Raw genomic sequence first — 14,162 nt, 5'->3', positions numbered from 1 at the left:
CCCTGGTCCCTTCTTCTGTGAATAAGAAATTATTCATTCTTAGCAAAAGACATAGGATCACCTCACAAATAATCTGAGATCATTATACCATTTCCTGACATAAATTTGTTGTTTTGTATGAAATTTTCAAGGTTCGCACGGGTGTATCTTTTGACCCCCTAATCATAAAATGGATTTTTTGTTATCATTTTTCTATAATTTCCAGGGGTTTTCGAATAATATTTTTTAAACTGAGCGATAAAACTTCCCTCATCCGAAAAGCCCACCTCCTGAGCGATTTCAGAGATCCGTGTGTTTGTGTCCTTAAGCAATTGTTCTGCATGAATAACCCTGCACTGTGTCACATACTGATTAAATGTCATACCTGTATTTTTTTTGAATAAACGGCAAAAATATTCTTTGGAGAAGAAAAAACGTTCTGCTACTTCACTGGTCTTGAGATTGCTGCTGTAGTTTTCATGAACATAATTAAGAACATGTTCAAAACGCTGAAAACTTTCCGAACTTGTCGCTTCGAACTTTTCCCGTTTCATACAACATTCTGTTGCAAGAATATACACAATTTCACAAATTTGTTTGATTGCATAAATATTCATATATGCTGCATCTTGTGTTTTACATTTCTTATTCATTTCTTCAAGAAGTAACTGTATCTTCCGTTCTGCCATATTGTTAAGAATAAAGTAACAGTTATCATAATCTGGAATCACTTTTTTTAGAAAATCGTAGCTGATTTGTATCGTAACCCCTGTAACGCAGATCCCGCCCTGTGGAAAAAAAGGGATAGACGAATGGACTTCTCTGCTGTTTATCACAACAACATGTGAAGGCGTTACATCTTCAATTCTTCCATTTATAAAGAAGCGGGAAGAGCCTTCAAAAACCGTATTTATTTCCAACTCTGGATGCCAGTGACTTTTTATGATTGCACTGTCCGCCCGGGTATGGCGAATCAATCGTCCAGGAACGATTCCGTTTAGTTTTACTTTTTCATAAATTCCATAATCTTTCATTCGTTATACCTCCCTGTCTGGATTTCAATCAAATAGGAGAGAGTGATTATTTTCCGTCATCAATAAACGTAGTACGCATTTCTGTATCCCATAGAGATATGTGTAGTATTCTCATTGCGAGAACTCATGTAAAGTATATCAGATTAATTTAAAAATGTCTAATAAGTATGATATGGGTGTCAAAACACTCGTTTTATAGTAACTCATTAACTAACGTACCTTGAAAATTTCATATAAGACAACAAATATTTCATATTAGTAGTGTTTTCCATTAACATACATTCAGATTCTTTGTTACTTTTTTAGCTGTTTGCTGAAAGTAAGGCGCACTGATCCAGACTGTCCAGATATGCTGACAGTTTCTTAAAATTCAATGCCGCAAGTTTAATTCCGAACCGAAGCTTTGTGGCTAAAAGTCCTCTGACCGGCATTGCCCTGTCTGCTTGATATAGCTGCAGCTTTTCGGGGCATTTCCGGCAGGACAGCTGATAACCCTGGTCCCTTCTTCTGTGAATAAGAAATTATTCATTCTTAGCAAAAGACATGGGATCACCTCACAAATAATCTGAGATCATTATACCATTTCCTGACATAAATTTATTGTTTTATATGAAATTTTCAAGGTTCGCACGGGTGTACCTTTTTTTACAAAAATGATTAGTCAATATTTCTAAATTTAAAGGTTAATTCTTCTATATCTTCCAATATACTATCCATGATATCTTTTAGATAAGTAAAAACGCGCGTGAAAATCTAAAATAATTTTGGAGAGTTATTGCAATGAGAGACAAATAATAGAGGTATTGTAAAATCTCAAATGTTTGGCCTTATAGTAGGACTTTCTAAGAATATAGGGAGGAATAACATGAAAAGGAAGAAAATTTTAGCTCTGCTTATGGTAGCAGCACTCTGCGTTGGAACAGTGGCAGGATGTGGCTCCAAGGATACGGAAAGCAGTAAGAGCGAAAGCAGCAAGAATGAAAACAGCGAGAGCAGTACTGGGGACAGTAAGGATGATTTGTCACCTATAACTTTCAAGTACTACAATGCAGACGGAAAAAATGGTAACTGGGAAAATCCTGTTGCTCAGGCGATTACTGAAGCCACAGGTGTGACTTTGGATATTTCCTATCCGGTATCCAGTACAGGCGATCCTGACGAGGATATATCTTTGATGATTGCTGAGGACAAATATCCAGATATGATTTATGCTAAGCAAAGTGTAAACAGTCTGTATGAGGCAGGTGCACTTATTGATATGACAGATCTGATCGAGGAATATGGTCCAAATATTAAAAAAATGTACGGCGATGAGTTTGAAAAGCTGAAATGGGGTTCTGGAGATGAAGGAATATATCAGCTTTCTTATGCTGGTGTAGGATACCAGATTTTGGCAACCGGAGGAAACTGCCAGATACAGTACGCAGCTCTTAAGGAAAATAATTATGAATATCCTAAGACTCTGGAGGAGTATGAAGCCCTGATCAAGCAGTACCTGGCAGCACATCCTAAAACCGATGATGGTCTGGATACCATTGGTATTTCCATGAGTGCTGCTGACTGGCACTGGCTCATTACACTCAGTAATCCCGCTGGATTTATTGCTGATGGTGCACCGGATAACGGTTCCTGGCTTGTTGATGATAACTATAACTGCATTTACAAGCATGTGAGTGATAAAGAAAAAGAATATTTCAGATGGCTGAGTCGTATGTATGATGAGGGAATTCTGGATCCAAACTTTGCAACACAGACAGATGACGATTACATTGCAAAGCTTGCCAGCGGACGTGTTGTAGCTATTACTGATGCACTTTGGCATTATGGACAGGCGGAAGCAACATTGAAAGCAGAAGGAAAACTGGATAAAACATATTGTCCGCTTCCTGTGACAATTGATGCTGAGACGAAGGCACCCACACTGATGTATCAGGGTCTTCAGGTTGGATACGGACTGGCAATCACAAAGGACTGTGAGGATCCGGTTCGTGCAATTAAATTCCTTGATTATCTCTGCTCCGATGAGGGTGCAGTACTTTACAAATGGGGTGTTGAAGGAGAAAACTATTTTGTAGATGAGAATGGAATGAGATATCGTACGGAAGAAGAGATTGCAAAAGCAAGTTCTGATCCGGATTACGGAAAAAATACTGGTATTGGCAATTATACGGGATTTCCGATTTATGGAGACGGTGCAGTGGATGAAAATGGTAATCCTTACACACCTGTTACGAGAGAATCTGTAATTGCAGAGTATAACGAGGAGCAGAAGGCAGCTTGTGAAGCATGGAATGTAGAGATGCTGACCGATATCTTCCCGCAGCCAGATGAATTCGAAACACCGCCGTATTCCCCACTTTGGGCATATGCGACACCGCAGGAGATTACGAACAATGTGGAAATTCTGAATGAGATTGCATGGCCGGGACTGATTAAGTGCGTAACAGAAAGTGTAGATAATTTTGATGCAAACTGGGATAAGCTGATTGCGGATTATGAGGCTAATGGATTGGAAGAAACAGAACAGATGATGACAGATTTCCTGGCAGAAAAAATTTCATAAACAAAAATATGGAAACTGATAAAGGGACCTGATTCGTAAGGAGTCAGGTTCTTTTCATAAATGGATAAGAGGGGAATAGAAATGAAAGGCAGGGAAAAAATATGAAAAGTAATACGATATATCCGCCGATGTCCGAACGTGAGATCAGCGGTGCTGCAATATCGAGAGAAGCGGCGACGCAGGGAATGGTACTTTTAAAAAACATAAATGGGGTTCTTCCGTTAAAGGGCAGGGGAAAGATTGCCTTGTTTGGAAACGGAGCTGCCAGAACAATCCGCGGCGGAACGGGATCGGGAGATCCTTTTAACGGCGGTCTTTCCGGCGGTGGTGATCAGGATGTGGATCAGTCTCTGCGTTATCATATTAATATTCTGAATGCTATGGAAACAGAAGGTTTTGAGATTGTGAACCGGGAACAGCAGATGGCGTGGGCCAGATGCTATGATCTGGCCAAAAGAGAGATGAAGGACCAGGTCATGAGTGTTTTTGCGTTTCCGGAGGAACCGCTGACAACAGAAAAACTGGAAGAATATGCAAAAGAAACAGAAACTGCTATTTGTGTCATTTCGAGAAATTCCGGTGAGGGAAATGATCGTTTCATGAAAAAAGAAGTATCCATTGGGGATAAAAAGTATGAAATTGGAGATTACAGGCTTTCTGCAGTGGAGATGGATAATCTTAAAAAGCTGCGGTCAGCTTTTTCCTCATTGGTACTGGTGCTGAATGTTCCGGGCTCCATATCGGTGCAGGATCTGGAGGCGGCTTGTGCGGATGCTATTCTTCTCATGGGGCAGGCAGGACAGGAGGGAGGAGCCGCCGTTACCGATATTCTCACAGGTAAGGCAACACCGTCAGGAAAGCTGACCGCAACCTGGGCAAAAAAATATGAAGATTATCCTACGGCAGGCAATTTCCTTCAGGATTTTAATAAGGCAGTATATACGGAGGGAATTTATGTAGGTTATCGTTACTTTGATACATTTAATGTTGAGCCGGGTTATCCTTTTGGTTATGGACTCTCCTATACGACATTTGCACTGGGAAATCTGGAGGCATCGCTGGATGAGGATACACTGGTTCTTGGCGTAACAGTAGAAAATACAGGAGCGTTTGCCGGACGTGAAGTTGTGCAGGTATATGTTTCTGCACCGGTATCGGAGATGGATATGCCGGAACAGGAGCTGAAAGGTTTCCAAAAAACGATGTTACTGGCACCGGGCGAAAAGGAAGATATCAAAATCCGCATACCGCTGCGTAATCTTGCATCTTATAGTGAAAATGCAGGAGGTTATATTCTGTCAAAAGGAGATTATGGAGTGCGTATCGGTACTTCTTCCAGAGATACAAAACCGGTGTGCAAGATTCGGCTGGAACAAACTGCTTTGACAGAACAGGTATTGGTGGAGCTTCCGTTAACGGAAACTTTGGAGGAAAAGAAGGGGTTAACTGACCGAAAGGATGAAACTATATGGAAGGATGTACCGGTTCTTCTGGCTGTGCAGATACCGGAAACGCTGGATTCGCGTTCAGCCTATAGCGATGAAAAGGTGGTTACATATGCGACAGATACCAGCTATCAGCCGGTTATGCCTTACGAAACAGTACGGTATGTGGAAAAGAAAGAATGGAAGCTGAATGATGTGGCTTCGGGCAGAGTGTCAATGGAAGAATTTGCTGCACAGCTTGATGCTGCACAATTGGCGGATCTTTGCTGTGGTACAGGCTGGGGTGTGCAGGATGAGAACAATCCTGTGATTGGAGCCAGTTCGGAATCTGTACCTGGAGCGGCAGGGGAAACAACACACGCACTGGAAAGTTATGGTGTTTCTTCTATTGTATTGGCAGACGGTCCGGGCGGTGTGCGTATCACACAGCAGTTTGAGGCAACCGATCTGGAATCGGGGGAAAAGAGACAGGTATACCATTACTGTACGGCATGGCCGGTGGGTACGCTTCTTGCTCAGTCTTTTGATCCGGAAATTTTGGAACAGGTAGGATGCGGAATGGCAGCAGATATGCAGGCAATGCGGATTGATTTGCTTCTGGGACCAGGAATGAATATTCAGCGTGATCCTATGTGCGGACGAAATTTTGAATATTTTTCTGAAGATCCTCTCATATCTGGAAAGATGGCGTCAGCAATGGTACGCGGTCTTCAGAGCCTGCCAGGAGGAGGTGGATGCATTAAGCATTATGCAGCTAATAATCAGGAGACGAATCGGAATGCTGTGGATTCTGTGATTGGTCAGCGGGCACTGAGGGAGATTTATCTGGAACCCTATAAAATTGCTATTCAGGAATCTCAGCCGTTGTCTATCATGAGTTCCTACAATCTGATCAACGGTGTTCCTACAGCAGATAGTTATGACTTATGTACGGATCTTGCCCGCGGAGAATGGGGATTTGAAGGTCTGATCATGACTGATTGGAACGGAGGCAGCAGTACACCCTGGAAATCCATGCATGCCGGAAATGATTTGATTATGCCGGGAGGAAAAGGAAGGGCCATGAATATTCTTCAGGCTGTGAGAACAGTTATGCCGGAGTTTGATGAACGTGGGCAGGTAATTATGGTGCAGGAAGTACCATTTGCACCGGTTTTCGCAGCCCGCTGGAATTCCTTTACGGTTGATCCGGAAGGACCGGATACAGTCATGGCACCTCTGGGTGAAGGACATACTGCCGAGATGAAGGATGGAGAGATTTTGGTTGATGGGGAAAAAGTCTACATGCAGGCAAATGATATGAAAACATTTTTCAATGATCCGGCAAGTTTTGTGCCAAAGATATGCCCGGCCAATGAGGAAGTTGCTTTTATTTTAGATGATGGCAGAGCAATCGGATACAAAGGACATTTAGATAAGAAACCTCGTCTGTGTCTCGGAGATGTGCAAAGATGTGCAGTCCATAATCTTCGGATCATTCTGAAATGTATGGGATTATAGTAGATGGGTATCAACAATTATTGCATAATGAGGTGAAAAAGTTTAGAAAATGAGAGGATGACTGAAGTCGGAAAAGAGATTGGATATGAAAATACGGAAAACTTTTTTCGTGTGTTTAAAAAGTATTATCATATGACTCCCTCTCAGTATCGGGCTGCAATACAGGAAGAGACCAATATGCAAACTGTATGTGGAGATAGAGATGTAATAAAACGGTAACAAAAAAATGACAAAATGGTAATGAAATAAGATATACATAAAATTACTAAAGAAAGGTGGAATACAGAATGGGAGATTGTTTTTACTGTAGTAAGGCAGAACCGGTAGTTCAGACTAAGGCGGGTAAGATACGGGGATTTAAGATGAATTCTACATACACTTTCCATGGCATCAAGTATGCTGATGCTGATCGCTTTCAAATGCCCAGAGAGGTAAAACCATGGAAAGGTATTAAAAATGCTCTGGCCTACGGTTATGTGTGTCCTATGCTGATGCAGGATCATCCGTTGATGGAGGTTATGATCCCACATCGTTACTGGCCAATGGATGAGAATTGTCAGTATCTGAATATTTGGACACAGAGTCTGGATCCGGAAGCAAAAAAACCGGTTATGGTATGGTTGCACGGAGGTGGATTCTTTGCAGGCTCATCCATTGAACAGGTGGCGTATGAGGGAGATCATCTGAGTGAGTACGGAGATGTGGTTGTCGTGTCATTGAACCATCGTCTGAATATTTTGGGATATCTTGATTTATCTGCTTATGGGGAAAAATACTACAATTCTGCTAATGTGGGAAATGCAGATATGGTCGCAGCCCTTCATTGGATTCAGGACAATATTGCTAGTTTTGGCGGAGATCCAGGTAATGTAACCCTGTTTGGTCAGTCCGGTGGTGGAATGAAAGTTTATTCCCTGATGAATACACCGGCTGCAGAAGGTTTATTCCATAAGGGGATTATCCAGAGCGGCGTAATAGAAGAAGGTAAAAAAGAGGCAGAGGATGACGGTACCGCAATTGTGGAGGCCCTTCTGACGGAATTGAAGTTGGAATCCGTTGAGGATTTGGAAACGATTCCTTACTATTTCCTTGCGGAAGCATATAATAAGGTGTCACCCAAGCTGCAGGAGAAAGGACTCTACGTGGGCGGAGAGCCGAGAGCAAATTCATGGTATGCCGGTGATCCGCGCAGAGTAGGATTTACCGATGGAGCAAAAAAGATTCCGGTGATAGTGGGTAGCGTTTTTGGAGAATTTGATTTCAAGCCGGTTCTGGAGAATAGGGATGAACTGACCCGTGAGGAAACGATGAAACTTCTGGAAAAATGCTTTCAGGAGGATGCAGAAGAGATTGCAGCAGAATTCGAAAAAGCATATCCGAATAATCGCCTTGTAGATGTTCTGTCGCTGGATTATATTTTCCGTTATGCATCGAAAGATTTCATTGCGAAGAAGTCAGTACATAAGGAAGCTCCCGTATATTCCTACATGTTTAATTATGAATTCCCATATGAGGGAGGAAAACTGGCATGGCATTGCTCTGAAATCCCGTTTGTTTTCCATAATATTGACCGAATTCCTATCTGCAATGTGCCGGGAGAAACAGACCGCCTGCAGGAGAGAATATGTGGTGCCTGGATAAACTTTGCGAGATACGGAAATCCTTCCGTTCCTTCTCTTCCGCAGTGGCCGGTATGTGAGCCAGGTAAAGAGGCAATTATGATTTTTGACAATATCTGCGAAGTTAAAGATAATTATGACCACAGGCTGATGGAGCTTCTTGTTAAACATGCTCCGGCATTTACTGTACCATTAGATGAGGATGCAGAAAATGTATTTATGCACTGATGCGGAAAGGATGGAATGCATATGGCAAAGCTGACTACATATCAGGTGACGGAGATTGCAAAAGACACCTGGGTTATCAATGAGGCTGGTATGACAGCCATGTTTTTGTTAAAAGGTACGGAACGTGCATTACTCATCGATACGGGTGTCGGAATGACAGACCTGAAAAAGCTGATTTCCTGGCTGACTCCGCTTCCCTATGATGTAGTGCTGACACATGGACATCCGGATCATATCGGAGGAGCTGCTCAGTTTGAAGAGGTATATATTCACGAAAAAGATGAGGATAGTCTTAAACCGATAAATTATGATAGCATCGCAGATTATGTGGAACTTTTGGGAAATATGGGAGCTTACGATGTGTATGACTGTAGCCCTGCGGATATCCGGCGGATACAAAAGATGCCAAAATGTCTTCCTTTGAAGGAGGGGATGGTGTTTGAGCTGGGGGGACGCAGTATCGAGGTAATTGAGACACCGGGTCATACATCGGGAGGCTGTTGTTTCCTTGATCGGAAAGAGCGAATCCTGTTTTCTGGAGATGCCTGCAATGGTAATCTGCTCTGCAGAGACAGTATTAATACACTATTGGGAGCTCTGGATAAAATCAAGTCCTATGAAAGTGAATTTGACCGCAATTTTAATGGCCATGTGGGATATGCGGGAATGCCTTTCGTTGGTTCCATGGATCATAGCATCATGAATACAGCGATACGCATCTGTGAGAATATCCTTTCAGGAACTGCGAAAATCGAGGATGGCGGTAAGAATGCGTTTGACGGAGATTGCAAGGTTGCGACAGACGGAAGAATCCGTATTGTATTTTCCCCAGACAGACTGATAGATGAAGGTGAAATTCCAGTAAGATAAACACAACAGACTCCGCTGGGGTTAACTTAAGCCTGAAAGCCTTGAAATCAAGACCTTTGGGCTTTTTATAAGTGTGCCATCAAGGCAGAATCTCCGGTTCTGGTGGCTTACAGTACCATAGACATGATGAGGTAATAAGAATGAAAAAATATTTTTTGTATTTTCTTGGTTTGAATTTAATAGCTTTTGCTGTTGTATTAAATGTTCGCTTTGATTTAGGAGTTGCTGCTTTTAGTTCTGTGATGTATTCAATATCACAAATCTATAACATTTCTTTAGGAACAGCTTCTATTATCTGTTACTTAATATTTGTTATTATTCAATGTATTTTATCCAAAAAGATCACAGTTACTTTTATTTTAGAAATTCCGTTATCGTTTGCTTTTGGTTGGTTGACTGATTTATATGATTTTATAATTCCTACATTATCGTTAAGTTTATACTTAAGGGTTATTTGTTTTATTATGACGATGTTCATTACTGCAATGGGCGTATTTTTAAGCGTGAAAACAAATCTTATTTTAACACCAACTGATGGTATTGTAAAAACTATTTCAGAAGTCTTCTCTTTTCCTTTTTCAATAGTGAAAAATACTTTTGATATTACACTTGTGTTTGTCACTATTATTTTATGTTTAATTAATCATACCCCTTTTTATGGTCTTGGTATAGGAACCATACTGACAGCCTTATTCATAGGAAGAATTATTAATATTTATGAAAAAAAGATACAGTTATCTTTTTAAAGGTGGCAATTGGGTATTACGATGCTAAACTGTTGGGGTTTAGTCATATATTGAAATAATCGTATCTGTATAATAGTATATCAGATGGAGAATGTCTCCATCTGATATGTCATTTACGGCGAATACCTATTATAATTATAGGGACTGTATTCAGAAACATATTATTCCCGGAATTGGCGGTCTGAGGCTGCTTGCGCTCAATCAAGGGTATCTGATGAAAATGTATAAAGAACCTGTAAAACAATATTCTGCTATTCCTAAAAGGGCAAGAACAATTATGAATACCTCTATGAGATACGCATTATCGAAAAGGTTGATTATGACGAATCCCTGTGAAGGTTTGGAACTGTCAAAAGGAGTAAAAAAGTCAAAGTATTATACGATTATTGTAGATGAGACTAAAACATATACTTTGGAGCAGGTAAAACTGTTGCTGGAAGCATCGAAGGAGACACGGATCCATATGCAGATGGTCTTTGCCTTGTTAATGGGGCTTTTAGCCAACCTTGATCATAGCGCACAATAAAACACTTGCAGCACAGCTGTATGGTGAGTTTAAGGAATTCTTCCCGGAAAACGCAGTGGAATACTTTGTCTCCTAGTATCTTGATATTAATTTGCATACCATATATTGATTTGGAAAGGTAAAATAATACTATATAAAGCATAATAAACGATGCGTTAAAAGTAAATGGACATGATGGATTGGCTATAACGGTGAACAAAATTCGTCGAAGAAAGTAGTAAAATTGATACATGGAAAATACTGATTGAGAAACGAAGGTAAACTGGTTATAATAAAATCAAGAAGAAAGATTTGTGAATCGAGAAACTTATAGTATTATCAGCAGAAAATGAGGTGATGATGTATGCCAAAGATTATGCAGGATTTAATTAAACAGTATGTGGAAGAGGTCAAGAAGATTTATGGTTCCCATGTACGTCAGATAATCCTTTATGGTTCTTATGCAAGGGGTGACTTCCGTCCGGATTCTGATGTGGACATTATGATTCTGGTAGATATGTCAGATCTGGAATTAAAGGCATATGCACAACAGCTCTCGTACATGACCTATGACTTTAATATGGATCATGACACGGATATTAAGCCTGTTGCAAAAAGTGAAGCACATTTTAACAAGTGGATTGTGAACTATCCATTTTATTCCAATATTCATAAAGAAGGGGTAGTTTTGTATGGAGCAGCATAATCAGGAAATCGGTACTAGACGGGATCTGGTGTTATATCGTCTGGAAACAGCCCGAAATGATCTGAAATCAGCAAGAGCATTATTTTCTATTGAAGATTATAAAGGAGCCAATAACAGGGCATACTATTCTATTTTTCATGCAATTAATGCAGTACATGCTGTAAGCGGTAAAGCATATAAAAGGCATAAGGATGCTGTGGCTAACTTCAATAAGGATTATGTGAAAACATCAGTGTTTCCAAGAGAAATGGGAAGGAAAATCGGACAGGCAGAAGAGATTCGCCATGCCAGCGATTATGATGATTTTTATATTGCAAGTAAAGAAGAATCAGAACGGCAGATTTCAGTTGCAGATGAATTTATAATTCTGGCAGAAAAATATTGTCTGGAACAGCTTGAACAGCAAAAGGAAAATTAAAATGAATGAGGATGTCCCTCAGGGTATGAAGCCCTGAGGGATATTTTAGTTTGCGCGCCATGGGCGCGCTCTAACGGGTGAAAGTCCCGAACACGCCTAGGCGACAAGGAAGTGTATAGTTGAACAGCAAGGGTGTCTATCGTAAGGTAGAATCTGAAGGAAGCTGTAAGCAAACTCTTGGTCCGACGGACAGAAATCACATATGAGGCTAGGTTCCGCTTGGTAAGTCTGCTAAATAAGACAAAGCCGTAAAGTTGCCGTTTGTAGGAACCGAGTAAATGTGGCGGATATATGAGAGGAAAGAGCGTGCACCTTAAGCGTGGAGGTCTCACAGAGGTTTCATTAGCCTAGTAACAACGAACTGTGAGAAGTCAGCCGAGCCCATAGTAGCGAAGAAGTCTCTGTAATGGAGATGGAGCGAAGGGGCGAACAATCAATAAGTTTGAGTATGTCTCGTATTGCAGAAATGACAACATCTGCCGTAACCAATCGGGAAAAGGGTGGTCAAATCAAGCGAGACGGAAAGGAAAGAACGCATGGACACAAGTAGTCTAATGAAGCAGATACTATCCAGCGATAATCTCAACAGAGCATATCTGCAAGTCGTACGAAATAAAGGTGCCGAGGGAGTGGACGGAATGAAGTACACAGAACTTAAAGAACATCTTGTAAAGGACGGCGAAATTATCAAGGAACAGTTGAGGACAAGAAAATATAAACCTCAACCAGTACGAAGAGTGGAGATACCAAAGCCAGACGGTGGTGTCAGAAACCTGGGAGTACCAACAGTAACAGACAGATTGATACAACAAGCCATTGCACAGGTCTTAACACCAATCTATGAGGAACAGTTCCATGACCATAGCTACGGATTTAGACCGAATAGATGTGCACAGCAAGCAATCCTAACAGCACTTGATATGATGAATGATGGTAATGACTGGATTGTAGACATTGACTTGGAAAAGTTCTTTGACACAGTAAATCATGATAAGTTGATGACTATTATTGGTAGAACGATTAAAGATGGAGATGTCATCTCTATTGTTAGGAAATACCTAGTCAGCGGAATCATGATAGATGATGAGTATGAGGACTCTATTGTGGGAACACCGCAAGGAGGAAACCTTTCGCCGCTACTGGCAAACATCATGTTGAACGAACTGGATAAGGAAATGGAAAAGAGAGGGCTTAATTTTGTACGATATGCGGATGACTGTATTATCATGGTTGGAAGTGAAATGTCTGCAAACAGAGTTATGAGAAATATCTCACGATTCATCGAAGAGAAACTAGGGCTCAAAGTCAACATGACTAAGAGCAAAGTAGATAGACCAAGTGGACTTAAATACCTTGGGTTTGGATTCTACTTTGATTCAAGAGCACATCAGTTTAAGGCAAAACCGCATGCAAAATCAGTAGCGAAGTTTAAGAAAAGAATGAAAGGACTCACCTGTCGTAGTTGGGGCGTCAGCAACAGCTATAAGGTAGAGAAGCTCAATCAGCTTATCCGAGGTTGGATAAACTACTTCAAGATAGGTAGTATGAAAATCTTATGTGCGAAATTAGATGCAAATATTCGGTATAGACTTCGTATGTGCATATGGAAACACTGGAAAACTCCGCAGAATCGTGCAAAGAATTTGATGAAGCTTGGAATGGACAGGATTACAGCATACAAAGTTGGTTATTGTTCAAGAGCCTATGCTCATGTATGTAGCTGTGGTGCTGTAAATATAGCAATAACAAACAAGAGATTAGCCTCATTTGGACTAATCTCAATGTTAGATTATTACACTGAAAGGTGTGTTACATGTTAAGTTGATTGAACCGCCGTGTACCGAACGGTACGCACGGTGGTGTGAGAGGTCGAAAATTCCTCATCAAGAGGAATTTTCTCCTACTCGATTGTAAAGGTATATTATTCTAATAAGCGCAACGGATGCTCCCCATACCACAATGGAAATATTATAGCTGAGGAGATTCCGCCGGAATTGCTTTCTTATATGGAAGAAGTATTACCGGAAAAGAAGGAGCTGGATACGGAAAGTGTTCTGGATACAATGATAAATGTAAATGAATTTTTGAAGAACTAATGTTCGTATCATATATACAATTTTAAATTTCCATGATATAATATCTCTTACATTTGAGTGTTAATTCGTCCACGTTAGTTTTACTACTTTTTATCAGTCTATAAAATATCGGGTGGTGAACAAAATTCGTCGAGATGTGTATTCGGGTAAAATCAGGAAATGTGCTTCGACGAATTTCTGCCTGATAGACGAACTTTTTTGATATAAAAACCAGGAGGTGTTTTTGTGCAGAATTCACAACAAATCTTCAAACTTCATTCCGAATACCAACCCACCGGAGACCAGCCTCAGGCGATCGAAAAACTGGTCAAAGGATTCAAAGAGGGCAATCAATGTGAGACTTTGCTGGGTGTCACCGGCTCCGGAAAGACGTTTACAATGGCAAACGTCATTGCACAGTTAAATGAAAAGTCTAATCCCCCAGCTATGCTGGGGAGAATAGAGTAGTCGGAA

Annotated in this window: 11 protein-coding genes and 2 pseudogenes; 12 read left to right on the top strand and 1 reads right to left on the bottom strand. The window is 40.8% G+C overall.

Annotated elements, in window-relative coordinates:
- Positions 1-158 precede the first annotated feature (158 nt).
- Positions 159-1,013 (bottom strand): AraC family transcriptional regulator, encoded by an 855-nt coding sequence (locus tag DWX26_RS16150; protein ID WP_117510987.1) that lies wholly within the window; start codon positions 1,011-1,013, stop codon positions 159-161.
- Between the two features lie 865 nt (positions 1,014-1,878).
- Between DWX26_RS16150 and DWX26_RS16145 the strand changes: the two genes are divergently transcribed.
- The 12 genes and pseudogenes from DWX26_RS16145 to DWX26_RS16095 all read left to right on the top strand — a co-directional run.
- Positions 1,879-3,576, top strand: coding sequence for an extracellular solute-binding protein (locus tag DWX26_RS16145; protein ID WP_055220729.1), 1,698 nt, complete (start codon positions 1,879-1,881; stop codon positions 3,574-3,576).
- 101 nt (positions 3,577-3,677) lie between these two features.
- The gene (locus tag DWX26_RS16140) at positions 3,678-6,521 is read left to right on the top strand and encodes a beta-glucosidase (protein WP_118601769.1); all 2,844 of its coding nucleotides are present in this window, start codon (positions 3,678-3,680) and stop codon (positions 6,519-6,521) included.
- Between the two features lie 57 nt (positions 6,522-6,578).
- Positions 6,579-6,740 carry a helix-turn-helix domain-containing protein gene (locus tag DWX26_RS17980; RefSeq protein WP_118601768.1) on the top strand — a complete coding sequence of 54 codons (162 nt, stop codon included), beginning with the start codon at positions 6,579-6,581 and terminating at the stop codon, positions 6,738-6,740.
- A 68-nt stretch (positions 6,741-6,808) separates the two neighbouring features.
- Positions 6,809-8,368: a carboxylesterase/lipase family protein gene (locus tag DWX26_RS16130; RefSeq protein ID WP_055227701.1), complete on the top strand. Its 1,560-nt coding sequence runs from the start codon at positions 6,809-6,811 to the stop codon at positions 8,366-8,368.
- Between the two features lie 21 nt (positions 8,369-8,389).
- Positions 8,390-9,238, top strand: a complete 849-nt coding sequence (locus tag DWX26_RS16125) for an MBL fold metallo-hydrolase (RefSeq protein ID WP_158555036.1) — start codon at positions 8,390-8,392, stop codon at positions 9,236-9,238.
- A gap of 140 nt (positions 9,239-9,378) precedes the next feature.
- Positions 9,379-9,984: a YczE/YyaS/YitT family protein gene (locus DWX26_RS16120; protein ID WP_082424688.1), complete on the top strand. Its 606-nt coding sequence runs from the start codon at positions 9,379-9,381 to the stop codon at positions 9,982-9,984.
- A gap of 91 nt (positions 9,985-10,075) precedes the next feature.
- Complete coding sequence (locus DWX26_RS16115) at positions 10,076-10,510, top strand: hypothetical protein (RefSeq protein ID WP_118601767.1); 435 nt, start codon at positions 10,076-10,078, stop codon at positions 10,508-10,510.
- Positions 10,485-10,583 (top strand): annotated as a pseudogene (locus DWX26_RS17790) (DEAD/DEAH box helicase family protein); the annotation flags it as partial. The gene DWX26_RS16115 and the pseudogene DWX26_RS17790, both read left to right, overlap by 26 nt.
- 270 nt (positions 10,584-10,853) lie before the next feature.
- Positions 10,854-11,195: a nucleotidyltransferase domain-containing protein gene (locus tag DWX26_RS16110; protein ID WP_118601766.1), complete on the top strand. Its 342-nt coding sequence runs from the start codon at positions 10,854-10,856 to the stop codon at positions 11,193-11,195.
- On the top strand, positions 11,182-11,613 hold the full coding sequence (locus tag DWX26_RS16105) for a HEPN domain-containing protein (protein WP_055268375.1): 432 nt from the start codon (positions 11,182-11,184) through the stop codon (positions 11,611-11,613). The genes DWX26_RS16110 and DWX26_RS16105 overlap by 14 nt, the downstream gene beginning before the upstream one ends.
- A gap of 536 nt (positions 11,614-12,149) precedes the next feature.
- Entirely contained in the window at positions 12,150-13,433 is a 1,284-nt protein-coding gene (gene ltrA, locus DWX26_RS16100; protein WP_118601765.1) for a group II intron reverse transcriptase/maturase, read from the top strand.
- A gap of 501 nt (positions 13,434-13,934) precedes the next feature.
- Positions 13,935-14,117: pseudogene (locus tag DWX26_RS16095) on the top strand (DEAD/DEAH box helicase family protein); the annotation flags it as partial.
- Positions 14,118-14,162 lie beyond the last annotated feature (45 nt).

This window comes from Blautia sp. AF19-1 (assembly GCF_003479155.1).
Lineage (GTDB): Bacteria > Bacillota > Clostridia > Lachnospirales > Lachnospiraceae > Fusicatenibacter > Fusicatenibacter saccharivorans.
The sequence above is the reverse complement of the archived record's forward strand: the minus strand, read 5'-3'. Positions and strand labels throughout refer to the sequence as shown.